Genomic DNA, 26,290 nt, shown 5'->3' with positions numbered 1-26,290 from the left:
GATGTATGTTGCTGTCAAGGGTGGCGAAGCCGCCATCGCCAATGCCCACCGGCTGCTTGCCGACCGTCGCCGCGGCGACCGGTCGCTGCCGGCTATCGGCATCGACCAGATCGTCGCACAGCTGTCGCTTGCGGTCGACCGGGTGATGGCCGAAGCTTCCCTCTACGACCGGACCTTGGCGGCACTCGCCGTCCGCCAGTCGCGCGGCGACATGATCGAGGCGATCTTCATCCTGCGCGCCTACCGCACGACGCTGCCGCGCTTCGGCTATTCTCAGCCGATCGACACTGCCGCCATGAAAATCGAGCGGCGCATCTCGGCGACCTACAAGGACCTGCCCGGCGGACAGCTGCTCGGCCCCACCTTCGACTATACCCACCGCCTGCTCGACCCGTCGTTGCTGACGGATGAACCGGTCGAGGAGGGCGTGCTGCGCGAAGCCGAAGAGGGCCGCGTCATGCGCGTGTCTGAAATTCTCGCGGAGGAAGGACTGATCGAAGCCGATGGCGACATGCCGGAAGATCACGAAACGGGGGACCTGACGCGCGAGCCGATGGAATTCCCGATGACCCGCGACCTGCGGCTGCAGGCATTGGCGCGCGGGGACGAAGGTTTTCTGCTGGCGCTCGGTTACTCGACACAACGCGGCTATGGCCGCAACCATCCCTTCACCGGCGAGATCCGCATCGGCGAGGTCGAAGTCGAGATCGAAGTTCCCGAGCTTGGCTTCGCCGTCTCGCTCGGCACCATCCAGGTCACCGAATGCCAGATGGTCAACCAGTTCAAGGGTTCCGCCAAGGCACCGCCGCAGTTTACACGCGGCTATGGTCTTGTTTTCGGCCAGAGCGAGCGCAAGGCCATGGCGATGTCGCTGGTCGACCGGGCTCTACGCGCCGAGGAACTGGGCGAGGACATCACCGCGCCTGCACAGGACGAAGAATTCGTCATCTCCCATTCCGACAACGTCCAGTCGACCGGCTTCGTCGAACATCTGAAACTACCGCATTATGTCGACTTCCAGGCGGAGCTCGATCTGGTGCGCCGGATGCGCAGCGACTTCGATACAGCGCGCAAGGCTGGCCATGAACCCTTGCAGGAGGCCGCCGAATGACCGAACTTGCCGCCTACAACTTCGCCTATCTCGACGAACAGACCAAGCGGATGATCCGCCGCGCCATCCTCAAGGCGATCGCCATTCCGGGCTACCAGGTTCCTTTCGCTTCGCGCGAAATGCCGATGCCCTACGGCTGGGGTACCGGCGGCGTCCAGGTGACGGCATCGATCATCGGCCCTGACGACGTGCTGAAGGTGATCGACCAGGGTGCCGACGACACCACCAATGCGGTGTCGATCCGCGCCTTCTTCCAGAAGGTCGCGAATGTTGCGGTCACCACCCATACGGGCGAGGCGACGATCATCCAGACACGCCATCGCATTCCCGAGGAAAAGCTCGGACCCAATCACGTGCTGGTCTACCAGGTTCCGCAGCCGGAGCCGCTGCGGTTCCTGGAGCCGCGCGAGACCGAAACGCGCAAGATGCATGCGCTCGAAGAATACGGCCTGATGCACGTCAAGCTCTACGAGGACATCGCCCGCAACGGCCGGATCGCGACCACCTACGCCTATCCGGTCAAAGTCCAGGGTCGCTACGTCATGGACCCGTCGCCGACGCCGAAGTTCGACAATCCGAAGATGCATCAGTCGGAAGCGCTGCAGCTTTTCGGCGCCGGGCGCGAGAAGCGGATCTATGCCGTTCCACCCTACACCGACGTCGTCAGCCTCGATTTCGAGGATCACCCCTTCGAAATCCAGAGCTTCGACAAACCCTGCGCGCTCTGCGGCGCCGAGAATGTCTATCTCGACGAGGTTATCCTCGACGACAAGGGCGGGCGGATGTTCGTCTGCTCGGATACCGACCATTGCGAGGATCGCCGGGCCCATGGCCATGTCGGCGAGATGCTGGCACCCAACCAGGAGGCTGCAGAATGACCGAGACGCCACTCCTCAGGGTCAAGGACATCTCGAAGTTCTACGGCAAGCGCATCGGCTGCCGCAATGTCTCCTTCGACCTCTGGCCGGGCGAAGTACTCGCCATCGTCGGGGAATCCGGCTCCGGCAAGACGACGCTGCTCAACTGCCTGTCGACCCGACTGATGCCGACCACCGGCAGCATCGAATATCATATGCGCGACGGGCAATATCGCGAGCTCTTCCACATGAACGAGGCCGAGCGACGCTTCCTGATGCGCACCGACTGGGGCTTCGTGCACCAGAACCCGGCCGACGGCCTACGCATGACCGTGTCTGCCGGCGCCAATGTCGGCGAGCGGCTGATGGCTGTCGGCGATCGTCACTACGGCAATATCCGCGCCACGGCGATCGACTGGCTCGGCCGCGTCGAGATCAACGCCGACCGTATCGACGACCAGCCGCGCGCCTTCTCCGGCGGCATGCGGCAGCGCCTGCAGATTGCCCGCAACCTGGTGACCTCGCCGCGCCTCGTGTTCATGGACGAGCCAACCGGTGGCCTCGATGTTTCCGTGCAGGCCCGCCTGCTCGATCTCGTTCGCGGTCTCGTTCAGGATCTCGGTCTGTCGGCCATCGTCGTCACCCATGACCTCGCCGTCGCCCGGCTGCTGTCGCACCGGATGATGGTGATGAAGGATGGCAATGTCATCGAGCATGGCCTGACCGACCGGGTGCTCGACGATCCACACGAGCCCTACACCCAGCTGCTCGTCTCATCGATCCTGCAAGTCTAAGGAACAACGCCATGGCAACGCCTCTCGTCGTCTCGGAAGTTTTCAAGAGCTTCGTCATGCATCTGCGCGATGGCATCCGCCTGCCGGTCGTCGCCGATGTTTCCTTTTCCGTGGCATCGGGCGAATGTGTCGTTCTCGGCGGCCCCTCGGGTATCGGCAAGAGCTCCCTTTTGAAGATGACCTACGGCAACTACGCGGTCGATGGCGGGCAGATCCTCGTCGTCCATAAGGATAGCATCGTCGATCTGGCGACGGCTGATCCGCGCACGGTCATCGATGTCCGTCGTCACACGATGGGCTATGTCAGCCAGTTCCTGCGCACTGTCCCGCGTGTTTCCGCCATCGATGTCGTCGCCGAACCGCTGACGGCGCGCGGCGAGAGCGCCACCGTTGCCCGGGAACGGGCTGCGGAACTGCTGTCGCGGCTCAACCTGCCTAAGGAACTCTGGCAACTGCCGCCGGCGACCTTTTCCGGTGGCGAGCAGCAGCGCGTCAACATCGCGCGCGGCTTCATCACCGACCACGCCATCCTGCTGCTCGATGAACCGACCGCCTCGCTCGATGCCCGCAACCGCGCTGTCGTCGTCGAACTGATCGAGGCAAAGAAGAAGGCCGGGGTCGCCCTGCTCGGGATCTTTCATGACGATGAAGTGCGGGAAGCTGTCGCCGACCGGATACTCGACGTTAGCGCCTTCTCGCCGCGAAAGGCGCTGACGCCGGCCGACGCCTGATCCTCGACACCAGCCTCAACTTTGTGCGTGCCGCCTCGGCGGTGGAAGCGCAGCGATGCCTGAAAGGTCCATGAGATGAGCAGAAAAATCAGCGAGCAGCCTTACATCGATCCAAGCGCCAGGGTCAGCAATTCGGCGCTCGGGCGCTATACCGAGGTGTCGGAGCGCACACGGCTCGATGAGGTCGAGATGGGGGATTATTCCTATATCATGCAGGACGGTGCGGCCTGGTGCGCAACGATCGGCAAGTTCGTCAATATCGCTGCTGCCGTTCGCATCAATGCCACCAACCATCCCACATGGCGCGCGACGCTGCACCACTTCACCTATCGGGCCACAGACTACTGGCCGGACGCGGACATGGAGAGCGATTTCTTCGCCTGGCGCCGCGAGAACCGCGTCGTCATCGGCAACGACGTCTGGATCGGCCATGGGGCAACCATCTTGCCGGGTGTTACCGTCGGCAACGGCGCCGTCATCGGCGCGGGTGCCGTGGTTTCCAAGGATGTCGCGCCCTATGCAATCGTCGGCGGCGTGCCGGCAAAGCTCATCCGCGAACGTTTCCCGAAGGCTGTCGGAGAGCGCATGGATGCCCTCTCTTGGTGGGACTGGGACCATGATCGGCTTCGCACCGCGCTTGCCGATTTTCGTGCCCTCTCGGCAGACGACTTTCTCAGCCGATACGGTGGTTGAGAAGGCCTCCAGGGCCGGAGTGTGACAGCAGTTACACAAATCTGACATCGCAAGTTCATTAACCGGCAGTAGAAATTTCACCACACAGGCGCGCTCGGAGGCGCCTTTTTTTGAAAGCGTCACACATGACGTGTCGCCGCGAAAGAGAGACCTGATGTTCGAGCTAAAGGATGTAACCCGCAAATTCGGAAACAAGCTCGCTGTCGATTCCGTGACGCTGGACATCCCGCAGGGCCAGATGGTCGGCGTCATCGGCCGCTCGGGCGCCGGCAAGTCGACACTGCTGCGCATGATCAACCATCTTGCGCTCCCCTCGTCCGGTTCCATCCATTTCGCCGGCGCCGAAGTATCTGCCTTTCGCGGCAAGGCGCTGCGCAACTGGCAGCGCGACTGCGCCATGATTTTCCAACAGTTCAATCTCGTGCCGCGCCTCGACGTGCTGACCAACGTCATGCTCGGGCGCCTCAACCACCGCTCGACGACGCTGAGCCTGCTCAACATCTTCACCCGCGAGGAGCGTATCGACGCGATCATGGCGCTCGAGCGCCTCGGCATCGAGCAGACGGCAATGCAGATGGCGGGAACGCTGTCCGGCGGACAGCAGCAGCGCGTCGCCATTGCCCGCGCACTAATGCAGAAGCCGAAAATGCTGCTTGCCGACGAGCCGATCGCCTCGCTCGATCCGCTCAATGCCAAGATCGTGATGGATGCACTCCGCGACATCAACGAGCGCGACGGCATTACCGTCATCACCAACCTGCACACGCTGGATACGGCCCGCAACTATTGTGAGCGGATCATCGGCATGGCGGCCGGCCGCGTCGTCTTCGACGGCCCGCCCTCGGCGCTGACCGCCGATGCCGTCAATGCCATCTACGGCACCGATCGGGATGGCGCGGGCATCGACGAAACGATGACGTCGACGAGCATCAACACAGCCAATTTGCCCGCGCCGAGCGCGGCTCATGCATCTGCCGACGCTTCGCCGCTGGCACTGGCCGGTCTCTGAGGGAGAGACCGGGATCGAAGGCCCACGTCACGGGCGCAGCCTTTCAGACCGAACATCCGGGGACACCGGTTAATCAGGAGACGAACCCATGTTGAAGAAGACACTTCTTGCAGCCACGGCGATCCTTTCGCTCGTCGGCCAGGCAGCCTCTGCCGCCGATCTCAAGGAATTCCGCGTCGGCATTCTCGGCGGCGAGAACGAAGCCGACCGCCTGCGCAACTACGCCTGCCTTGCCGATCACCTCAAGGAAACTTTCGGCTTCGAGAAGGTCTCGCTGTTCCCGGCTGCCGATTATGACGGCGTTATCCAGGGCCTGCTCGGTGGCACGCTCGACTTCGCCGAACTCGGCGCTTCCGGCTATGCCGCAACCTACATCAAGGACCCGAAGGCCGTTACCCCGATCCTGACGACGCAGCAGGCCGACGGTTCGACCGGCTATTATTCGATCGGTCTCGCGCTGAAGTCTTCCGGCATCAAGACCATCATGGACGCCAAGGGCAAGAAGCTGGGCTACGCCGACCCGGACTCCACCTCGGGCTACCTCGTTCCCCTGACGCAGATCCCGAAGACCACGGGCGTTCCGAACGACAAGTTCTTCGCTTCGACCCAGTTCAACGGCGGCCACGAGAACAACCTGCTCGCAGCCTATGACGGCAAGGTCGACGTTGCGGTCGACGACTCGTCGGGCATCGGCAACTTCAAGGACGGCTACACCTCCGGCACCTTCCGCAAGGAAGTCAACAAGGGCGCCGTCGACCCGAACAAGCTGGTTGAAGTCTGGCGTTCGCCGCTGATCCCGAACGGCCCGCTGGTCGTTTCCAACAAGCTGGACGCCGCCTGGCAGACGAAGCTTGCCGACTTCTTCACGCAGCTGCCGACCAAGGACAAGAAGTGCTTCGACGCCATCGAAGGCGGCGACTTCAAGGGCTACGTTCCTGTCAAGGCCGAGTTCTACAACGCGATCGTCGAAGTCCGCAAAGCAGCCATCGGCGGCTGATCCGATATCATCGAGAGGCGGCCGGTCTGACCGGCCGCCTTTTTATTTGGCCTGACCATTCCCCTTTCGACGAGCAGCGCTTCATGACGATAGCCGACACCCACATGCAGACGCCGCCCACGGCGCAGGAGATCGGCGACAGCTGGGCGAAGCAGGTCGCGCGTCGTCGCGTCTACACGATCTTCGGACTGCTTGTGCTCCTGGCGGCCCTCGTCTCGTCGATGCAATTTGCCAACGACAGCAATGCCGGCCATTTCTTCGAGCGCCTGCCGCATTTGTTCGATTTCGTCAGCTGGCTGGTGCCGAAGGACTGGAACGACGTCTGGCGCGCCCTGTTCGACATCGCGAGCCCGAACGACCCCGGCACGGGCGGCGAGGAATTCAATTTCCCACGCGGCCGGGTCTACGTCTGGGGCGATTTCTACGTTCCCGAATATTTCGAGCTGATGCTCATCACCATCAACGTCGCGCTGGTGTCGACCATCATCGGCTTCGTGTTTGCCCTGCCGCTGTCGTTCATGGCGTCGCGCAACCTTACGCCGGCAAAGCCGGTGCGGATCGTCGTCAAGCGCGTCATGGAGGTGCTGCGCGCCTTTCCGGAAATCGTGATTGCCGGACTGTTTGCAGCCATTATCTCGATCGGTCCCGTCTCGGCCATCATCGCCGTCGGTCTTCATTCCATCGGCGCGCTCGGCAAGCTGTTCTACGAGACGATCGAAAATGCCGACATGAAAGCCGACGAGGGCATCCGCTCGGTTGGCGCCAGCTGGACCGAGCGCGTCCGTTTCGCAGCCCTGCCGCAGGTCCTGCCGAACTTCATGTCCTATGCCCTGCTCCGGGTGGAGATCAACGTGCGTGCCTCGACCATCATCGGCGCGGTCGGCGGCGGCGGTATCGGCGAAGAGCTGAAACTGTCGATCTCGCGTGGCTTCGGTGCGAAGACGATGGCTTTGATTCTGCTGCTCTTCATCACCATCCTGGCCGTCGACCAGTTCTCCGCCTGGCTGCGCAAGCGCCTCGTCGGCGAACACGCCTTCCTGCTGCACCACTGAGGTTCCCATGACGCTGACCGACGCAAGCCATGCGGCATCCATCGAAGAGCGCTTCCCGCAGGCCTTCAACCCGCCCTTTCACAAGCGCTTCGGTGGCCTTCTGGCTGTCATCGGGCTGCTTCTTTACGCCCTCTACGCCGTCTGGTTTTTCCAGCTGCCGAAGATCCTCGGCGAAGCCCATTGGGACCGCGTCGGTATCTTTCTCAGCCAGTGGGTCAGCTACGACGTCCAGCCTGAATTCCGCCTGACCGGCGATCAGGTGGCGCCGCACTATCCGCGCTTCTCGCCGCTCGGCGACGATCCGCATCCGGACTGGGTCAAGGCGCATGCCGATGGCAGCACGACGGTGGAGCTCGATGGCGCGAGAAAGCTGATCGAGATCACCAAGACGGAGGTGACGGTCGTTGCCAACGGCGCGCGTGTCGCCGTGTCTCTGGTGAGCGGCCAGCCGAAGGTTGTCGGCCCCGTGCCCGCCTGGATGACGGTCTATGACGACAACGTGCTTGCCGACCTCGGTTTCGACGGCGATGTCAGCATCGACAACGACCGGGTGAAGGTCCGCAAGCGCTTTCTCGGCTGGCCAAACTTCATCTTCGACACCAACTCGAAATTCTTTGAGAAGTCGCCGGGCGAGGTCGCGACCCTGCTCGTCAGCGGGCCGCCGTTGGTCAAGGGCCAGTCCAACTGGGCGCTCGCCTTCAACGACTTCTGGACCAACGGCCAGTGGCAGCACGGGGACGTGCTGACCAAGCTGCTGCAGACGATCGTCATGGCGTTTCTGGGCACCCTGCTCGGTGCCATCGTTTCCTTTCCGCTGGCCTTTCTGGCGGCGCGCAACATCACCTCGAGCCGTATCGTCAACCAGATCGTCAAGCGCTTCTTCGACTTCCTGCGGTCGATGGATATGCTGATCTGGGCGCTGTTCTTCACCCGCGCCTTCGGTCCCGGACCGCTGGCCGGCAGTGCTGCAATCTTCTTCACCGAGACAGGCACGCTCGGCAAAATCTACGCCGAGGCGCTGGAAAACATCGACGATAAGCCGCGCGAGGGCATCCAGTCGACCGGCGCGTCGGAAATGCTGGTGCAACGCTACGGCGTGATGCCGCAGATCGTCCCCATCATCGTCAGCCAGACGCTTTACCAGTGGGAATCGAACGTCCGAGGCGCAACGATCATCGGCGCGGTCGGGGCCGGCGGTATCGGCCTCAAGCTCTGGGAGGCGATGCGGACCAACAAGAACTGGGAAAACGTCGCCTACATGGTGCTGCTGACGCTTGCCGTCGTGATGCTGTTCGACGCTGCGTCCAATGCCCTGCGGACACGGCTGATGGGAACGCGCAACGTGCAATAAAGGTCGCCCGGGCCGGGTTTGATCATCATTCTGTCATGGAAATCTTTTAGCGCAGGGCCATCTTGCAGCCGCTCGAGAAATCACGGCACTGTGCTCTCCCGCACGCATCCGAGGATGGCCACTTGCGCTACGCCCTTTATTTCACGCCACCGCACGACGATCCCCTCACCATCCTGGCCAGCCGCTGGCTTGGCCGAGATGCCTTCAGCGGCGGGAGCTCGGAGCTGCGCTCGATCGGTGATCTCGCTGCAGAAGATCTCCGTCATATCACCGAGGAGCCGCGGCGCTACGGATTTCATGCGACCCTGAAGGCACCGTTCGAGCTCGCCTCTTCGGTCAACGAGCGTGACCTGATGGATGTCGCAACAGAATTTGCCGCCAGGACGCCGGCTTTCTCGCTGCCGGAACTTGTGCTCGGCCAGCTCGGCCGCTTCTTCGCGCTGGTGCCGGGCGATCTCTATCCTCAGCTGCAGGCATTCTCCGCCGATGTCGTCCGCTCCTTCGAACCCTTCAGGGCGGCATTGTCAGAAGCGGACATCGCCCGCCGCAAGCCCGAACAGCTCGATGCGGAGCATCGCGCCAACTTGTTGCGATGGGGATATCCCTATGTCATGGAGCAGTTCCGTTTTCATATGACACTGACGGGGCAGGTTGAGGCAGAGCGACAGGCGTCCGTCGCCGCCGTTCTGCGCCAGACCTTTGCCGACCATATCGGCCGCCCGCTTCTCATCTCTGGCCTTGCCGTTTTCGTCGAAGAGACGCGCGGCGCGCCCTTTACCGTTCGTTCCTGGCTGCCACTCGGCCACGCCCAAAGCTGAAAGACTCCCTGACATGCCTCAAGAAACCGTTCTTTCAAACGCCCGCATCATCCTCGAGGACCAGATCGTTTCCGGCTCCGTCGTCATCCGCGACGGGAAAATTGCCGAGATCTCCGAAGGCTCTTCTAAGGTCGGCGAGGATTTCGAGGGCGACTACCTGCTGCCCGGCCTGGTCGAGCTGCACACCGACCACCTGGAATCCCACTACTCGCCGCGCCCCGGCGTGCGCTGGAACAAAACGGCAGCTATTCAGGCCCATGACGCGCAGGTCGCCACCTCAGGCATCACCACCGTTTTCGATTGCCTGCGCATGGGTTCGGACGAGGACGGCGGCTTTGATCATGGCGAAATGCGCGAAATGGCCGATGCCATCGAAGCGGCCCAGCGGGATGATCGGCTGCGCGCCGACCACCTGATCCATCTGCGCTGTGAAGTATCCGCCGAGAACGTTCTTGAGCATTTCGCCGATTTCCAGCGGGACGATGCCGTTCGGCTTGTGTCGTTGATGGACCATGCGCCGGGCCAGCGGCAGTTCCAGACGATGGACAAGTACATCTTCTACTACCAGAAGAAGCGCGGTCTTTCGGATGACGCCTTTGCCGTATTCATCGCCAAGCGCCTGGAGGAGTCGGCCAAGTATTCGACGCCGCACCGCGATGCGATCACCAAGATCTGCCATGAGCGCGGCATCACGATTGCCAGCCATGACGATGCGACACTGGACCATGTCGACGAGGCGATTGCCTATGGTGTTCGGTTGGCTGAATTTCCAACCAGCGTCGAGGCCGCCAAAGCATCCCATGCTGCCGGCATGAGCGTGCTGATGGGGGCTCCGAACATCGTCCGCGGCATGTCCCATTCCGGCAACATCGCGGCCCGCGACCTGGCCGAGATGGGCGTTCTCGATGTGCTGTCGTCTGATTACGTGCCGCTGAGCCTGCTGCACGCGCCGTTCATTCTTTCCGACGAGATCGAAAGCATCTCACTGCCTAAAGCGATTGCCATGGTTACCGCAACGCCGGCGCGCACCGTCAGCCTCGACGACCGCGGCCGCATTGCCACCGGCCTCAGGGCCGACCTGGTGCGCGTTCGCCGCGATACCGGCGTTCCGGTGACACGCGCCGTCTGGCGGCAGGGGCGACGGGTCGCCTGATGGAGGATCTTGAGGCCCATCGCGAAGCGACCTCTGCCCCGCAGCAGAGCGGCAGGATGGTTGTGGTTGTCGGTCCGAGCGGCGCCGGCAAGGATACGCTGATAGGCAGGGCCGCGCAGTATTTCGAGGGACGCACGGATGTGCACTTCGCCCGGCGCGTCATCACCCGCGGCGCGGATGCCGGCGGTGAGGACCACATCAGCGTGTCGGAAGGCGGCTTCGAGGCGATGGACAGGGCTGGCAGCTTTGCCGTCTCATGGACCGCGCATGGCCTCAAATACGGGATTCCCGCCGCCGTCCTGCAGGAGCTCTCGCAGGGGAACATCGTCATCGCCAACGGCTCGCGTTCGGTGCTCGACCGCTTCCGGGCGGCCTTTCCGCGGTTGACGGTCATCAACGTGACGGCGCGTCCCGAGGTGCTCGCCGAGCGTCTTGAGGCGCGGGGCCGGGAGACGCGCGCCGACATCCTGAAGCGGCTGGAGCGCGGCTCGCTGATCGTTGACGGCGACGACGACGTCGTCACCATCGACAACAGCGGTACGGTGGATGAGGCGGCGCACCAGATGATCGACACGCTCGAGACTATCTTGCGCAATTGACGGGCAAGGGCAGGCCGCGAGCTTGGAGACAGGTTCAGCAAGCTGGATCTTCTAAAAGCTGGCAGGCGATTCCGTCGTCTTGCCAGCCGTCAGTGCGCCTCGTCCCAGTTGTCGGCAGCCCGCGCGTCGACCTTGAGCGGAACGCTCATCTCGACGGCCGGCATCGCGGCATTTTCCATGACCGAGACGATGACCGGCTGGGTCCGCTCGACGTCGCCATCCTCGACCTCGAAGATCAGTTCGTCATGCACCTGCAGTAACATGCGGACGCGTTCCCCGAGGCCGGCCTTTGCCAGGGCCGGCTCTATCTGGATCATTGCCCGGCGAATGACGTCTGCAGCCGAGCCCTGGATCGGGGCGTTGATGGCAGCGCGCTCGTTGAAGGCACGCATCGACGGATTGGAGGAACGGATCTCGGGGTAGTGTATGCGACGGCCGAAGATGGTTTCGACATAGCCCTTGTCGCGGGCGTAAGCCTTCGTCGCCTCCATATAATCCTTGATGCCGGGGAAGCGCTCGAAGTAGCGCTTGATATATTCGCCCGCCTCGGAGCGCTCGATCGATAGCTGGTTGGCAAGGCCGAAGGCGGAAATGCCGTAGATGATGCCGAAGTTGATGGCCTTTGCACGACGCCGCACATCGGAGGGCATACCCTCAACCGGTACGCCGAACATCTCGGATGCCGTCATCGCATGGATGTCGACGCCCTCGGAGAAGGCCTGGGTCAGTTGCGGGATATTGGCGACATGGGCAAGCACGCGCAGTTCGATCTGGCTGTAGTCGGCGGACAGCAGCTTGTTGCCGGGTGTCGAGATGAAGGCGGTGCGGATCTTTCGACCCTCGGCAGTGCGCACCGGAATATTCTGCAGGTTCGGCTCGGATGACGACAACCGGCCGGTGGTGGTCGAGGCCAGCGAATAGGAGGTGTGGACACGCTTCGTCAGCGGATGGATATAGCCCGGCAGCGCGTCCGTGTAGGTGGACTTGAGCTTGGTCAGCTGGCGCCAGTCGACGATCTTGCGCGGCAGCGGCAGTCCTTCGGCAGCGAGGTCCTCCAGCACGCTTGCAGAGGTCGACCATTGGCCCGTCTTGGTCTTGCCGCCACCGGCAAGGCCCATCTTGCCGAACAGGATGTCCCCCAGCTGCTTCGGCGAACCGATGTTGAAGCGCTCACCCGCGAGTTCGTAGATCTCGTCCTCGAAGGCGGCGGCCTTCTGGGCGAGCTCGCCGGAAAGGCGGGAGAGGATCTGGCGGTCGACGGTGATGCCGCGCTCCTCCATATGGGCCAGGACCGGCACCAGCGGCCGCTCCAGGCGCTCATAGACCGATGTCAGCTTCTGCGCGGCCAGGCGCGGCTTCAGCACCATCCACAGACGCAGTGTCACGTCTGCGTCTTCGGCGGCATAGGCGGTTGCCTTATCGATGGCGACGCGGTCGAAGGTGACCAACGACTTGCCGCTGCCGGCGACATCCTTGAAGGCGATCGGTGTGTGCCCGAGCCAGCGCTCGGACAGAGTGTCCATGCCATGCGTCGTGGCGCCGGCATCGAGCACATAGGACATCAGCATGGTATCGTCGAAACCTCGCGTGATGATGCCGTAGCGCTTCATCAGCAGGTAATCATATTTCAGGTTTTGCGCCACCTTGAGGACGGACGGGTCCTCCAGCAGCCCCTTTAGCAAAGCGAGAGCATCGTCCATGGGGATCTGGTCCGGCGCAAGCTTGACGCCATCGCTGAACAAATCCTCGCTACCGGTCTTATGGGCGAGAGGCACATAGCCGGCATGGATGGTCAGCCCCGTCGGGTCCGACGGATCGGCATAGGCAAGCGAGAAGCCGACCAGATCGGCCTGCATCACGTCGATCGACGTGGTCTCGGTGTCGAAGGCGACAAGCCCGGTGTCACGGGCGGCAGCAATCCAGGTGGAAAGCGTCGCGACGTCCCGGATGGTCGCATAGGTCGACGCGTCGAACTTGGCGGTCGCAAAACGTTCCGCACGACTTTTGGCAAGATCGGCGGCCGTTGCGCCAAGATGCGGCCCTTCGACCGGCAGCGGATCGGTCGGAGACGGAGTGATGTCTTCCTCGGATCGCTCGCCTTCCGTGACCGAGGCGAGCGTATCCATATCAGGCCCGTGGGCCTCGGCGACGACTTCCACTGGAATTTTGGCCGCGGAGATGGCCGAGGCGTCGGCGCCGGTCGCATCGGCAACGCGGCGGGTCAGCGTGGTGAATTCCATGGCTTTCAGGAAGGCAATCAGCTTCGGTCCGTCCTGCGGCTCCAGCGTCAGCTGTTCAAGCGGGACATCAAGCGGAACGTCGGTGCGCAACTCGACGAGCTGACGCGACAGCCGGGCAAGATCGGCATTGGCGACAATGTTTTCGCGGCGCTTCTGCTGCTTGATCTCGCCGGCCCGCGCCAGCAGCGTCTCGAGATCGCCGAACTCCTCCAGCAGCTGGGCTGCCGTCTTCGGGCCGATGCCAGGAATGCCCGGCACGTTGTCGGTGGAATCGCCCGTCAGCGCCTGCAGGTCGATCATCTTTTCAGGCGCAACACCCCATTTCTCGATGACGTCGGGGATGCCGATCTGCTTGTCCTTCATGGCGTCGTACATATGGACGTTCGGCGTCACCAGCTGCATCAGGTCCTTGTCGGACGAGATGATGGTGACGTCGGCACCGGTGGCCTCAGCGAGCCGTGCATAGGTGGCGATAATGTCGTCGGCCTCGAAACCCTCTGTCTCGATACAAGGCAGGTTGAAGGCGCGGGTCGCCTCGCGGATCAGGCCGAACTGCGGAACCAGGTCTTCCGGAGGGGCGGAACGGTTAGCCTTGTAGAGGTGATAGAGGTCGTTGCGGAATGTCTTCGAGGAATAGTCGAAGATAACAGCAAAATGGCTGGGCGTGACGCCGACATCGGTGTTGCGCGCGTCGCGCAGCAACTTCCATAGCATATTGCAGAACCCGGACACGGCATTGACAGGCAATCCGTCCGATTTGCGATTAAGCGGCGGAATTGCGTGAAAGGCGCGGAAAATGAAGCCCGAGCCGTCGACCAGGAAGAGATGATCACCATTTTTCATGGCGAAATGGATACCCTGCGACACCACAGACGTCCATACCAACTTCATCGGTTTCCGAACGCCGCGCGACCGCAGACGCGGCTAAAACGTTACCAATTTGTAACCGCCGGAGATGGCAGCTTTCCTTGAAAAGCCGCATTTGAAATCAAATATCCCTGTCACCGGCGTTTAAAAGCGTCGCGGGTCTGATCGACGGCATGTCCCCTGCCCCATCAGACTTGGACAAAGGCCTTCCCCCCGCTCTCCGGGCCTTTGTCCCTACTTTTAGCCGCCATGGTTCCCCTCCAGGCCATGGCGGCTTTTTCAATTCAACGCTCGCCTCCAATGTCGCTTTGGCCTGGTTAGCAACCATTTTAGCCGTTGTTCCCGTGCCAAATCGGGCTTATGCACAAGTCATGGGATTCAGTCGAACGGACTCCGCAACCTACCTTGCCAGTCAGCTGGCCAAGGGTTTTAGTCGCTCGTTGCAGCAGCGAGCGGCGGGGCTTGGTTTCTCTCCAGGCCAGTTTCCGATCCTGGTCGAATTGTGGGCCGAGGATGGCTTGACGCAGAAGCAATTGCTGGAGCGCGTCGATATCGAACAAGCCACCATGGCCAACACTTTGGCCCGCATGGAAAGGGATGGGCTGGTAACACGCGGGCCTCATCCCTCCGATAAGCGGGCACAGCTTGTTCATCTCACAGAAAGAGGCACAGCCATGCAGGCCGGGGCCGTAGAGGCCGCCATCGCCGCCGACCAGCAGCTCTTCAAAGGATTCAGGGTGTTCGAACGGGAACTGCTGCTGGAATATATCCGCCGCATCCTGGAAAACGCCAAGCGACTTTGAGAGCAGTCAAATTCCTGTTCGTAGGGCACGGGAGGACGTGCGAAATCACTGTCTGTGGGCGATTGCTGCTCGAAAGGCTTTCGGCTTTGGTCTATCGTCCCACGCATACGCAAGAAGGACACACCATGACTGACCTCTCCCCCATTCTCGATCGCGCCGATGAAAACCTGCCTGTTAGCCTCGACAAGCTGTTCGAACTGCTGCGGATCAAGTCGATCTCGACCGATCCTGCCTACAAGCCGGAATGCCGCAAGGCGGCGGAGTGGTTGACGACGTACTTGATCTCGATCGGCTTCGAGGCTTCCGTCCGCGATACACCCGGGCACCCGATGGTCGTCGCCCACCATGCCGGGGCCACCGCCGATGCGCCGCATCTGCTGTTCTACGGCCATTACGACGTTCAGCCCGTGGACCCGATCGAGCTTTGGGAGAATGATCCTTTCGCGCCTGCCATCAAGGATATCGGCAATGGCCGCAAGGTCATCACCGGACGCGGCACCTCCGACGACAAGGGCCAGCTGATGACCTTTGTGGAGGCATGCCGGGCCTACAAAGACATCGAAGGCACGCTCCCCTGCCGCATCACCATCCTGTTCGAGGGCGAGGAAGAATCGGGCTCGCCATCGCTGAAGCCTTTCCTCGAGGCCAATGCGGCCGAGTTGAAGGCGGACTATGCGCTCGTGTGCGACACCGGCATGTGGGATGCCGAGACGCCTGCCATCGCTGCCGGTCTGCGTGGTCTGGTCGGCGAAGAGATCGTGGTCACTGCTGCCGACCGTGACCTTCACTCCGGCATGTTCGGCGGCCTTGCGGCCAATCCGATTCATATCCTTGCGGACATCGTTGCCGGTCTGCATGATGCCACCGGCTCCGTAACGCTGCCCGGCTTCTACGATGGCGTCAGCGAAACGCCCGCCGACATCAAGGCGAGCTGGGAAAAGCTCGACGCTTCCGCCGAAAAACTGCTTGGCGAAATCGGCCTTTCCATCCCATCGGGCGAAAGGGGCCGTTCGGCTCTCGAGCTGACCTGGGCGCGGCCTACGGCCGAAGTCAACGGCATCACCGGCGGTTATACCGGCGACGGCTTCAAGACCGTCATTGCCTCCAAGGCATCGGCCAAGATTTCCTTCCGGCTGGTCGGCGATCAAAATCCGGCTGCGATCCGCGACGCCTTCCGGGCCTACGTGAACTCGAAGGTCCCTGCCGATTGCTCCGTCGAATTCCACGGCCATGGCGGCTCGCCGGGAATCCAGCTCTCCTACGAATCTGCGCTTCTCAACAAGGCCAAGGCCGCGCTGTCAGACGAATGGCCGAAGCCCGCCGTCGTCATCGGTATGGGTGGCTCGATCCCGATCGTCGGCGACTTCCAGAAAATGCTCGGCATGGAATCGCTACTGGTCGGCTTCGGCCTCAATGACGACCGTATCCATTCGCCGAACGAAAAATACGAGCTGGCTTCCTACCACAAGGGTATCCGCTCCTGGGTTCGGATTCTGAAAGCGTTGGCTGCTTAAGGTAAGCTCCGCCCTCACGCCAAGCGCGACCCGCCGGACAGCTGAGCGGGTTGCATTGCAACATTGACCCATGCACATTCAGCAGACTGTTCACTTTCGATTCGACAAGCAGGATTAACTGAATTATCGGTTGATTAAACGATTAATGAAGCTTTGACCCTGTATGGCACCCCACCGTTCCGGACCTAACCTCAGTCGCATTGCAGCATCACTTGGCGTTTCTGTGGCCAGTGTCTCCAATGCACTTTCCGGCAAGGGCCGCGTCTCCGCCGAATTGGGCGAGAGAATCAGGGCAACGGCCACGGCCCTTGGTTACGTGCCGAGCCAGGCCGGACGTGCGCTGCGGACGGGCCGGAGCTCGGTCCTGGGACTGGTTCTTCCCGACATTGCCAACCCTCTTTTTCCGCAAATTGCCCAGGCGATCGAATATGCCGCGTCGGTCGCCGGCTATGGAACATTGATCGCCGATTCGCGTGGCAGCATCGCACAGCAGACTGAAGCCATCGGCAGGCTCCTCGAACGCGGTGTCGATGGCATGGTCATCGTGCCACGGCGCGGGACGCGGGTTGCTGACATCGGCTGCCCTGTCGCGGTAATCGATACGCCGTCAACGCCCGGAAATACCGTGTCTGCCGATCATTGGCATGCGGGCGCACAGATTGCCCGGCATCTCATCGACCTCGGACACCGCAAGATCCTCGTGCTGGGCAACAACCCGGCTTCCAACGTGCAGAACGACCGGATCGGCGGAATCAAGTCGGCGCTTTCCAAAGATGCCAGGGCGGAAGTCCTGTGGGTCGAGACCATCGAGGCCCAGAATGGAGCCGGCTGCCTGCTCGGGCTCGCCGAAAAAGCAGGACAGGGCTTTACGGCCTTCGCAGCGGTTTCCGACCTGCCCGCCTTGCGGGCCCTCACCGAATTGCAGCAGGCAGGCATCGGCGTGCCGGACAAGGTCAGCGTCACCGGCTTCGACGATCTCATCTGGTCATCGGTGGTAAGACCCGGTATCACCACGATGCGGATGGACATGAAGACCATCGCCGAGATCGCCATCAACGCGTTGGTGGAAACCATAGAACAGAACGTCCCGAAAGCAGTATTGGCAGACGATGTGCCACCCGCCCACCGCGTCGTCACCGCCTCGCTCTCGAGGGTGCCGATGCAGCTTATCGCGCGCCAGTCCTCCGGCCCTCCCGGGGAGGCGTGAGCAGGCGGACGGAGACACATGCGATGAAACTGCTTGCGACCGCGATCTGGCTTGCCTGCATCTTGCCGCTGACTGCGGAGGCAGCAAACAAGACGCTCACCATATCCGTCTATGCCTATGCGCAAGATGACTACAAGAGGCTGGTTTACGATCCGTTCGAAGCCAGATGCGGCTGCAAGCTGGTGGTGGAAACCGGCAACAGCGTCGAGCGGCTGGCGAGAATGGAGACAAACAAGGCCCATCCGGTCGTCGACATGGCCGTGGTCTCGATGGCGGATGCCCTGCGCGCGTCCCGGGACGGGCTGCTCGCCAAGATCGATCCCGTCAAGTTGCCCAATATCGAAAAACTCTACGACTTGGCCAAGGACCCGAACGGCGACGGGATGAGCGTCGGCTACACCTTTTACGCTACCTCCATCGTCTATCGGCCCGACAAGATGAAAATCGAATCCTGGGCGGATCTTCTGAAGCCCGAATATGTCGGACATATCGCCTTTCCAAATATCACCACCAACCAGGGACCGCCGGCACTGCAGATGCTGGGCCAGGCGATGGGGGAGACTGCGCCGGATCTGAAGGCGCCGATTGCGGCGATCGGCCAAAACAAGGACGACATTGTCACTTTTTACGAGAAATCTTCGCAGCTGGTGCAATTGATGCAACAGGAAGAAATCTGGGCAGCGCCAATCGGCCGCTTTTCCTGGGGAGCCTTCACTAAACTCGACGTTCCCGTCGCCTGGGCGACGCCAAGAGAAGGCCAGACGGGCGGCATGAACGTCATGGTGCTGACAAAGGGTTCGCAGAACCAGGATCTGGCGCAGGAATTCATGAATTTCTGGATCTCGACCGACGTCCAGACGGCGCTGGCGCAGAAGCTGGTCGACAGTCCCGCCAACAAGGACGTCAAGGTCGCGCCCGACATCGCCAACAACCTGACCTATGGCGAGGCGACCGCCCGGAGCCTCAAACTCATTCCTTCGGCTGCCATACTTGATCAGCGCGATGGCTGGGTTAAAGAGTGGAACGAGGCGGTCGGCCAATAGACCGGCCTGCGTCGTGGATGTCTGAGTTCCAAGCCGAAGATACCGCGCGCATCACTGGCCGCAGGAAGCAATTGCATGTTCCACAACAGGTCCGAGGCGCTGACACTGGCAATCCCGGCGGCCCTGTTTGCAGCGGTCGTGTTCCTGGTACCGGTGATCATGCTGCTCTCGGAAGGGTTTCACGACCCCGCTGGGGACTGGTCGATCGGCGCCTACACGGCATTCTTTTCAGAAACCCTCAACCGCACCGTCTTCCTGCGCACCCTGCGGCTCGGTCTCGAGGTGACGGCAACGGCCGTCGTGATCGGCTATGCTGCGGCCCTAGCCATCGTCCACCTGCCGCCCAAGGGCAAGGGGCGGATGATCGGTCTTGTCGTTCTTCCGCTGATGATCTCGCCTGTGGCGCGCACCTATGCCTGGATCGTCATTCTTGGACGGACCGGGTTTGTCAATGAAGCGCTGATGGCGTTGCATCTCATCGACAGTCCGCTCCACCTGCTCTTCAGCGAAACGGCTGTCTTCCTCGGCCTGCTGCAGTTGTTCCTACCGCTGATGATCCTGCCGCTGATCAGCGCGCTCGAGAATTTACCAAAGGACGCGGTGGCGGCGGCCAGAGTGCTCGGCGCCAATTGGCTGCAGGTTTTCTGGAAGATAGTGCTGCCGCTCACCCGCGAGGGCCTGGTGCTCGGCGGGGCGCTTGTCTTCACAGGCTCCCTCACCGCCTACATCACCCCCGCCATCCTGGGCGGCTCGAAAGTGTTGATGCTAGAGACGCTGCTTTACCAGAGGGTTGCCGTTTCCAACGACTTCGTTGCCGCCAGCGTTATTGCCTTCATTCTCATCGTCATGAGCTTCGGCGCCAATCTGGTTCTGAAACACCTTGCGACGGCGCGGAGCAGGATATGAACAGGCTGCTGTCGCCCGTCGTGCTTTCTCTCGTGCTGGTCTTTTTGATCGGCCCGTTCTTCGTCATCGTGGCGGCGTCGCTTTCGGCCGGCGAAACGCTGGCCTTCCCGCCGCACGGCCTGTCGTTACAGTGGATGGCGAAGGTCTTCACCATCGACAGCTTCCGCGCCAGCTTCGCGATCTCCATGCTGCTTGCGGTGGGCGGAACAGCGCTCGCCCTGATGCTCGGGGTACCGGCGGCCTATGCCTTGTCGCGCTACCCGCTGCCCTTCAAGGAAGCCATCCGAGCGATCCTGTCGGCGCCGATCGTCGTCCCCGGTATCATCGTCGGGCTATCGATCCTGCGCTATCTCGTCGTTCCCTTCGGCTTCAGCATCACGCTGGCGCTGTTCTTCGCCCATACGGCGCTGGTGCTTCCCTACGCCGTGCGCGTCGTGTCGGCGAGCCTTGACAACCTGCGCTCGGATATCGAGGAAGCAGCGGTGCTTCTCGGCTCATCCCGGCTCGGCGCCTTTTTCAGGGTTGTGGTTCCCAACATTCGCGGCGGGCTCCTCGCGGCTTTCATCCTCGGTTTTGTCACCAGCTTCAATCAGGTTCCCGTATCGCTGTTTCTATCCGGACCGGGTATCCAGACGTTGCCGATCAATATGCTGGGATACATGGAAACGACCTACGACCCCTCGGTCGCAGCGCTTTCGGCGTTGCTCGCCTTCCTTTCCGTCGGGATCGTTTTCCTGGCGGAACGCTTCCTAGGATTTTCCCGATATGTCTGACGCGTCCTATCTCGCGCTCGAAAAGCTGACGCTTGCCTATGGCAAGACCGTTGCCGTCGCGGATCTCGACCTCACGGTTGGACGCGGCGAGCTTGTTGCGCTGCTCGGACCGTCCGGATGCGGCAAGACCACGACGATGCGGGCGATCGCCGGGCTGCTGGCGCCGACCTCCGGCAGGATCATCCTTGATGGCATCGATATCACCCGCGCTTCACCGAACAGACGTGCGATCGGGCTTGTCTTCCAGTCATACGCCCTGTTTCCGCATCTTTCCGTCTTTGACAACGTTGCCTTTGGTCTCAGATTGAAGGGCCTCCGGGGAAACGATCTCGATGCGCGCGTAAAAGCCGGCCTGGAATCCGTAGGACTTGGTGGTTTTTCCGATCGCAAGCCCGGCGCACTTTCCGGGGGGCAGCAGCAACGCGTCGCGATGGTGCGCTCGATGGTGATGGAACCGAAGGTGCTGCTGCTCGACGAGCCGCTCTCCAACCTCGATGCCCGGCTCAGACTCGACATGCGTGCGGAGCTTCAGCGGGTCCAGAGGGAAAGCGGCGTCACGATGATCTTCGTCACCCATGATCAGGTCGAGGCACTGGCGTTGGCCGACCGTATCGTCGTCATGCGGAACGGCCGCATCGAGCAGATCGGCCCGCCGGACGAGATCTACAATCGGCCGGTCTCGGCCTTCGTTGCGCGCTTCGTCGGCTTCGAGAATGTTTTCGAGACACACGGCAATAGGCTGATAACCCCGCATCAAGAGGTAACGCCGACAGAGGCGGTGCCCCGCGAAGCAGCAGGCCTTGCATGGCGGCCCAGAGCGGTGATCCTGGGTGCGGGACCGTTTCGAGGCACCGTGCGCAGCACGGCCTTCGGCGGCAACACACGCGACTATCTGCTGGATACAGCGCTCGGCCCCATCAAGGCGGAGGTCGATGCGGCAGTGGCCATCTACACGATCGGTTCCGAACTCGCATTCGATCTGCCCGTCGCGGCAGCTTCTGTCCTGAAGAGGTTTGAATAGGATCATGGGCGTCTGGATCGATACCGACATGGGCTTCGACGATATCGCTGCCATTCTCGTGGTCGCGCATTCGGGGATGACGATCGACGGGGTCTCGCTTGTCATGGGCAACGCCCCGCTCGATCGCGTCCGCGCCACTGCTGCCAGTGCCGCTGCCGCGTTCAGCTGGGACTTTCCGATCCATAGCGGGCGCGCCATGCCGGTGCTTTGCCGGCTGGAAACGGCGCAGGTAATTCTCGGCGATAGCGGCATTCGCAGCATCGGCCGGATCTTGCCGGCAGCGCCGCCACTCGCGCACAGCGATGCCTTCGCCGCAATGTGCGCATGGCTGGAGACAGCCGAAGAGCCCCACCGTATCCTGGCGCTCGGACCACTGACCAACATAGCGGCCGTGACACTGGCCCGGCCCGATCTCGCTGCGAAGATAAGCGAGTTGACCTGGATGGGCGGCGGCGTCACGTCGGGCAACCATAACGCCTCCGCCGAATTCAACGCTTTCGCCGACCCGGAGGCGCTGGCCATCGTGCTTGCCCACGGATTGCCACTGCGCATGGTGGATCTGGACATCTGCCGAAAGGTCCGCGCCACGATGGAAGATGTTGAAAGCGTGCGCTTGAACGATGGTCGGCATGCCGGCTTGCTGGCCGACCTTCTGGCCGGATATGTGGCGATCGGCACAAGCCGGGGACGGTCCGGCATGGCGCTCTACGATCCGACGGCCGCCGCTATCTTCGTCGCGCCTGACATCGCGGTATTCCAGCGCGCCCGCATCGACGTGGAACTGGAGGGGCGATACACGAGGGGTCGAACCATCGTGGAAACGCGCCCATCCCATGCCGTCTTCAACGCGCATTATGCCGCCGAGATCGATGCCGACATGGCCCGTGCAGCTATTCTTGGTGCCTTGTCAAAAGAAGCAAGCCGCTGACCAAGCCCGTCCGTTTCGCGTTACGCCCGGGCGAAGACGTGGGCACTGCCTCTTACGCTCACCTCGACGGTGCTGCCGATCGTCGGCAGTCCGATGCCCGAGCATTTTACCGTCAATGTGGAGCCGCCGTTTCGCTCGGCCAGCCGCAACGTGACGGTGCATAGGGCGCCGCCGAATTCGATATCGTCGACCGTTCCGAAACAACGCCCACCGTCGTCCATGTCCGCAGCGGTGGAGAGCTGCAGCTGTTCCGGACGAAGCATGATGTCGACGGGACCGCTCTTTCCGGCGCTGTCCGTTGCAAGCCGACCGAGGACGCAGTCGGCAAAGCCGTTGTCGAGATGGGCCGGCAGCAAAAGCGCATCGCCGAGAAAGGTCGCCGTCTCGCGGTCGACGGGATGCAGGTAGAGCGTCTGCGGTGGGCCCGCCTGGACGAGCCTGCCGCTTCGCAGCACAGCCACCTGATCGGCGAAGGACAGCGCCTCTGCCTGATCATGGGTCACCAGGATGGCGGTTATCCCCGCCGTCTGCAGCACCCGTGCGACGGCCTTGCGCATGTTTTCGCGCAAGCCCGTATCGAGAGCGGAAAAGGGTTCGTCGAGCAGCATCAGCCGGGGCTTGCGCGCCAGCGCCCGGGCAAGCGCGACGCGTTGCTGCTGGCCGCCCGACAGCTGGTGCGGGCGCCGGTCGAGCATGGCGTGATCGAGTTCGACCATGTCGACGAGATCGCCGATCCGCTTGGCCCTGTCGGTCGCGCCGCGTTCGATCCCGAAGCCGATGTTTTCGGCGACACTGAGATGCGGGAAGAGCGCGCCGTCCTGGGAGACGATGCCGATCCCACGGCGATGAGCGGGAACGGTAGCCGGTCCGTCGGCCAACGTCTCGCCCTGCAGCACCACGCGGCCGCTGTCAGGCTGCTCGAAGCCGGCAATGATGCGCAGCAGGGTCGTCTTGCCGGATCCGGATGGGCCGACGATGGCCGTCCGGCTGCCGGTGGCGACCTTGAGAGCGATGCTGTCGAGCGCCAGCACCGGGCCGTAGCGCTTGCTGATGTCTTGGATCGTCAGGAAAGTCATTGCCCGGCCGTTCGCTTGGATTGCATGTGGAGGAGGATGGTCAGCGGCAGCGACAGCACGACCATCATCAGCGCGTAGGGCGCGGCCGAAACATAGTCGATTTCGCTGGTCAGCGACCAGAATTTCGTCGCTAGCGTGACCGTGCCGTTGGGCGACAGCATCAGCGTCGCGGTCAGCTCATTGGTGATGCCGAGCGCAACCAGGGCCACGCTTGCGGCAGCGCCAGGAGCGGCCAACCGCATCGTGATCTGGCGAACCGCCTGTCCGGGCGTGCGGCCAAGCGCCATGGCTGCCCGCTCGAGTTCGACCGGCGCTTGCGCGATGCTCGCCCGAAGACCGATCATGGCGCGCGGCAGGAACAGCAGGACATAGGCAACCAGCAGCGTGGCGAAAGTCTGATACAGCGGCAAGACGAGCCTGACGGTGATCGATACCAGTGCCAGCGCGACGACCACGCCCGGAAGCGAGCCGACGTAGTAATGGCAGGCCTCCAGCAACCGCTGCAGCTTGCCGGGGGCGCGCACGGACAGCCATGCCATGGGCGCTGCGGCAATGGTCGCCAGGATACCGCCCGCGACCGCGAGAAGGATGGTCTGCGCCAGGGAAGAGCCGAGCAAATCGATCCGCCAGATCCCGGTTCCGCCGATGACCAGCCATTGGGCCAGCGTTACGAAGGGAACGCCGAGTGAAAGCGCCGCGGCGATCGCTGGCAGGAGCAGGCATGGCAGCGCCATCCAGCCGAGACGGCGACGATCGGCCGGCCGCGCGGCGCCCGAGCCGACCCGGGCATAGCGCTCGGTGCCACGGATCAGCGCATCCAGCCCCAGCAGCAACAAACAGCAGAGCACCAGCACGCCGCCCAGCATATTGGCGGCGGGGCTGTTATAGGCCGATTGGAACTGATCGACGATGGCGGTGGCGAAGGTATCGAAGCGGATCATGATGAACAGGCCGTACTCGGCCAGCAGATGCAGGCCGATGAGCAGCGAGCCACCGCAGATCGCCAGCCGCAGTTGCGGAAGCACCGCCCTGTAGAACACGCGCCAGGGGCCAAGGCCGAGCGAGGCTGCCGCGTCTTCGATCGCCGGATCGAGACGACGCAGCGCGGCGGCGACCGGAAGGTAGAGGAAGGGATAATAGGCAAGCACCGAAACCAGCACGCCGCTCGCCAACCCATGCATGCTCGGAACGAGGCTGACCCAGGCATAGCTGTGAACGAAAGCCGGAACCGCCAGCGGTGCCGCTGACAGCCAGGACCAAATGCGGGCGCCGAACATATCGGTGCGTTCGGTCAGCCAGGCCAGGGTGACCGCCACCACGATGCACAGCGGCAGCGTGCAGACTTCCAACAGCACGGTATTGATCAGTAGCTCGCCAACGCGATTGCGAAACACCAGCGCTGTGACTTCTTCCCAGCCGGTCCGGACGGTCACCCAGACGATGAAGCCGAGCGGCACGAGGCTGAGCAGCGAGACGAGACTGGCAATGGCGATGACGGACGCGTTCGGAATGCGGCCGCGGGAAGCGGCCGGCTGGGTCAGACGAAGCGCGGCGGCCGGGATTCCGGACACAGGTTGACTGTTCTTCTGCAGCAAGAGGGCTGCCTCTCATTCCTGAATACAGGACGGCAACCGCCCGAAGGCGATTGCCGATCTTAAGCATGACGCTAATCTCAAGCCCCTAGCAGGGCCGGCAAGCCTTGCGCAAGAGGGATCAGATGAGGCCGGCGGCCGTCATCAGATCGGTGACCTTCTTGCTGTTCAGCTTCGACGGCTCGATCTTTGGCGCCTGCAGCTCCGCGAGCGGTACCAGCTTCGGGTTGGACTCGGCGCCGTTGCCAACGGCATACTCGAACGAATTGCCGTCGCGCAGCACCGTCTGGCCGCCCTTGCCGGTGATCCACTTGATAAAGGCCTGCGCATCCTTCTGATGCTGGCTTGAGGCCAGGATACCGCCGCCGGAGATGCTGACAAAGGCGCCCGGATCCTGGTTCTTGAAGTAGTGGAGGGCAACGTTCTTGCTGTTTTCGCCGGTTTTGGCCTGATCGCCGAACCAGTAGTAGTGATAGATCAAGGCGCCTTCGATCTCACCGGCATTGACGGCCTTCATGGCAACACTGTTGCCCTTGTAGGCAGTGGCGTTGTCCTTCATCGACTTCAGCCATTTGGCCGTTTCATCCTCGCCCTTCAGCTCCAGGAAGGCGCTGACGATCGCCTGGAAATCGGCACCACCCGGGGAAGCGCCCCAGCGGCCTTTCCATTTCGGATCGGCAAGATCGAGCATCGACTTCGGTAGATCGGCGTCCTTCAGCTTCGTTTTGTCATAGGCAAAGACGGTGCTTCTGGCGGCAACGCCCGTCCACTTTCCATCCGCCGACTTGAACGTGTCGGGTACCTGCGCCAGTGCGTCGGCATTGATCGGCGCGAAAAGGCCGGCGGCGTCGACCAGGGTCATGGCCGGGGAATTTTCGGTCAGGAACACGTCGGCGGGCGAGGCTTCGCCTTCCTCGATGATCTGATTGGCGAACTGCATGTCGCTGCCGTTGCGGATCGTCACCTTGATGCCGGTTTCCTTCGTAAAGCCGTCAGCCCAGGCCTGTGTCAGGGTCTCATGCTGGGCATTGTAAACGACGATGCCTTCATCCTGGGCCTGGGCGGCGGACGCGGCCAGCAGACTGAGCGCTGTACCGCAGGCGAGCGTCAAGCCGGCAAAATAGGAACGGGAAAACTTCATGGCATCCTCTTGGT

At 62.4% G+C, this 26,290-nt stretch carries 24 protein-coding genes; 20 read left to right on the top strand and 4 right to left on the bottom strand.

The genetic code is table 11. The annotated features are described in order from the left end of the window. Position 1: 1 nt before the first annotated feature. From VH564_RS12300 to phnN, 12 genes are all read left to right on the top strand, one after another. The gene (locus VH564_RS12300) at positions 2–1,111 is read left to right on the top strand and encodes a carbon-phosphorus lyase complex subunit PhnI (protein WP_423340124.1); all 1,110 of its coding nucleotides are present in this window, start codon (positions 2–4) and stop codon (positions 1,109–1,111) included. Next, positions 1,108–1,989, top strand: coding sequence for an alpha-D-ribose 1-methylphosphonate 5-phosphate C-P-lyase PhnJ (locus VH564_RS12295; protein WP_423340123.1), 882 nt, complete (start codon positions 1,108–1,110; stop codon positions 1,987–1,989). Before VH564_RS12300 ends, VH564_RS12295 begins: the two co-directional genes overlap by 4 nt. Beyond that, positions 1,986–2,762 carry a phosphonate C-P lyase system protein PhnK gene (gene phnK, locus VH564_RS12290; RefSeq protein ID WP_423340122.1) on the top strand — a complete coding sequence of 259 codons (777 nt, stop codon included), beginning with the start codon at positions 1,986–1,988 and terminating at the stop codon, positions 2,760–2,762. The genes VH564_RS12295 and phnK overlap by 4 nt, the downstream gene beginning before the upstream one ends. Before the next feature lie 11 nt (positions 2,763–2,773). Continuing rightward, positions 2,774–3,493: a phosphonate C-P lyase system protein PhnL gene (gene phnL, locus VH564_RS12285; protein ID WP_423340121.1), complete on the top strand. Its 720-nt coding sequence runs from the start codon at positions 2,774–2,776 to the stop codon at positions 3,491–3,493. Positions 3,494–3,568: 75 nt separating this feature from the next. Then, positions 3,569–4,186 (top strand): DapH/DapD/GlmU-related protein, encoded by a 618-nt coding sequence (locus VH564_RS12280; RefSeq protein ID WP_423340120.1) that lies wholly within the window; start codon positions 3,569–3,571, stop codon positions 4,184–4,186. Positions 4,187–4,340: 154 nt separating this feature from the next. Further along, positions 4,341–5,195 carry a phosphonate ABC transporter ATP-binding protein gene (phnC, locus tag VH564_RS12275; protein WP_423340119.1) on the top strand — a complete coding sequence of 285 codons (855 nt, stop codon included), beginning with the start codon at positions 4,341–4,343 and terminating at the stop codon, positions 5,193–5,195. An 88-nt stretch (positions 5,196–5,283) separates the two neighbouring features. Next, positions 5,284–6,192 carry a phosphonate ABC transporter substrate-binding protein gene (gene phnD, locus VH564_RS12270; protein ID WP_423340118.1) on the top strand — a complete coding sequence of 303 codons (909 nt, stop codon included), beginning with the start codon at positions 5,284–5,286 and terminating at the stop codon, positions 6,190–6,192. Positions 6,193–6,275: 83 nt separating this feature from the next. Then, entirely contained in the window at positions 6,276–7,244 is a 969-nt protein-coding gene (phnE, locus tag VH564_RS12265) for a phosphonate ABC transporter, permease protein PhnE (protein ID WP_423340117.1), read from the top strand. A 7-nt stretch (positions 7,245–7,251) separates the two neighbouring features. Next, the gene (gene phnE, locus VH564_RS12260; protein ID WP_423340116.1) at positions 7,252–8,595 is read left to right on the top strand and encodes a phosphonate ABC transporter, permease protein PhnE; all 1,344 of its coding nucleotides are present in this window, start codon (positions 7,252–7,254) and stop codon (positions 8,593–8,595) included. 122 nt (positions 8,596–8,717) lie between these two features. After that, positions 8,718–9,413: a DUF1045 domain-containing protein gene (locus tag VH564_RS12255; protein ID WP_423340115.1), complete on the top strand. Its 696-nt coding sequence runs from the start codon at positions 8,718–8,720 to the stop codon at positions 9,411–9,413. 13 nt (positions 9,414–9,426) lie between these two features. Then, entirely contained in the window at positions 9,427–10,566 is a 1,140-nt protein-coding gene (locus VH564_RS12250; RefSeq protein ID WP_423340114.1) for an alpha-D-ribose 1-methylphosphonate 5-triphosphate diphosphatase, read from the top strand. After that, positions 10,566–11,165: a phosphonate metabolism protein/1,5-bisphosphokinase (PRPP-forming) PhnN gene (gene phnN / locus VH564_RS12245; RefSeq protein ID WP_423340113.1), complete on the top strand. Its 600-nt coding sequence runs from the start codon at positions 10,566–10,568 to the stop codon at positions 11,163–11,165. Before VH564_RS12250 ends, phnN begins: the two co-directional genes overlap by 1 nt. A gap of 89 nt (positions 11,166–11,254) precedes the next feature. Here phnN and polA read toward each other — a convergent pair whose 3' ends face one another. Further along, positions 11,255–14,248 (bottom strand): DNA polymerase I, encoded by a 2,994-nt coding sequence (gene polA / locus VH564_RS12240; protein WP_423340522.1) that lies wholly within the window; start codon positions 14,246–14,248, stop codon positions 11,255–11,257. 395 nt (positions 14,249–14,643) lie between these two features. On the opposite strand from polA, the gene VH564_RS12235 reads away from it, so the two are divergent. The 8 genes from VH564_RS12235 to VH564_RS12200 all read left to right on the top strand — a co-directional run bounded on the left by VH564_RS12235 (position 14,644) and on the right by VH564_RS12200 (position 22,467). After that, on the top strand, positions 14,644–15,075 hold the full coding sequence (locus tag VH564_RS12235) for a MarR family winged helix-turn-helix transcriptional regulator (protein ID WP_423340521.1): 432 nt from the start codon (positions 14,644–14,646) through the stop codon (positions 15,073–15,075). Positions 15,076–15,200: 125 nt separating this feature from the next. Further along, positions 15,201–16,589 carry a M20/M25/M40 family metallo-hydrolase gene (locus tag VH564_RS12230; protein WP_423340112.1) on the top strand — a complete coding sequence of 463 codons (1,389 nt, stop codon included), beginning with the start codon at positions 15,201–15,203 and terminating at the stop codon, positions 16,587–16,589. Positions 16,590–16,752: 163 nt separating this feature from the next. After that, positions 16,753–17,796, top strand: coding sequence for a LacI family DNA-binding transcriptional regulator (locus VH564_RS12225; RefSeq protein WP_423340111.1), 1,044 nt, complete (start codon positions 16,753–16,755; stop codon positions 17,794–17,796). A gap of 23 nt (positions 17,797–17,819) precedes the next feature. Further along, complete coding sequence (locus tag VH564_RS12220; protein WP_423340110.1) at positions 17,820–18,839, top strand: polyamine ABC transporter substrate-binding protein; 1,020 nt, start codon at positions 17,820–17,822, stop codon at positions 18,837–18,839. Positions 18,840–18,914: 75 nt separating this feature from the next. Continuing rightward, positions 18,915–19,745, top strand: a complete 831-nt coding sequence (locus VH564_RS12215) for an ABC transporter permease (RefSeq protein WP_423340109.1) — start codon at positions 18,915–18,917, stop codon at positions 19,743–19,745. Next, positions 19,742–20,518 carry an ABC transporter permease gene (locus tag VH564_RS12210; protein WP_423340108.1) on the top strand — a complete coding sequence of 259 codons (777 nt, stop codon included), beginning with the start codon at positions 19,742–19,744 and terminating at the stop codon, positions 20,516–20,518. The genes VH564_RS12215 and VH564_RS12210 overlap by 4 nt, the downstream gene beginning before the upstream one ends. Further along, positions 20,511–21,539, top strand: coding sequence for an ABC transporter ATP-binding protein (locus VH564_RS12205; protein WP_423340107.1), 1,029 nt, complete (start codon positions 20,511–20,513; stop codon positions 21,537–21,539). Before VH564_RS12210 ends, VH564_RS12205 begins: the two co-directional genes overlap by 8 nt. A 4-nt stretch (positions 21,540–21,543) precedes the next feature. Next, positions 21,544–22,467 (top strand): nucleoside hydrolase, encoded by a 924-nt coding sequence (locus VH564_RS12200; RefSeq protein ID WP_423340106.1) that lies wholly within the window; start codon positions 21,544–21,546, stop codon positions 22,465–22,467. 20 nt (positions 22,468–22,487) lie between these two features. Here the strand turns inward: VH564_RS12200 and VH564_RS12195 are convergent, their stop codons facing one another. From VH564_RS12195 to VH564_RS12185, 3 genes are all read right to left on the bottom strand, one after another. Further along, a complete protein-coding gene (locus tag VH564_RS12195) occupies positions 22,488–23,543 on the bottom strand; it encodes an ABC transporter ATP-binding protein (RefSeq protein WP_423340105.1) in 1,056 nt (351 codons plus the stop codon). After that, positions 23,540–25,114, bottom strand: coding sequence for an ABC transporter permease (locus tag VH564_RS12190; RefSeq protein ID WP_423340104.1), 1,575 nt, complete (start codon positions 25,112–25,114; stop codon positions 23,540–23,542). Before VH564_RS12190 ends, VH564_RS12195 begins: the two co-directional genes overlap by 4 nt. A 142-nt stretch (positions 25,115–25,256) precedes the next feature. Then, positions 25,257–26,276, bottom strand: coding sequence for an iron ABC transporter substrate-binding protein (locus tag VH564_RS12185; protein ID WP_423340103.1), 1,020 nt, complete (start codon positions 26,274–26,276; stop codon positions 25,257–25,259). Between the last annotated feature and the right edge of the window lie 14 nt (positions 26,277–26,290).

Origin of the sequence: Rhizobium sp. HT1-10, assembly GCF_049472505.1 — a bacterium.
Taxonomy (GTDB): Bacteria; Pseudomonadota; Alphaproteobacteria; order Rhizobiales; family Rhizobiaceae; genus Rhizobium.
This window is presented reverse-complemented; position numbering and strand designations above follow the sequence as displayed.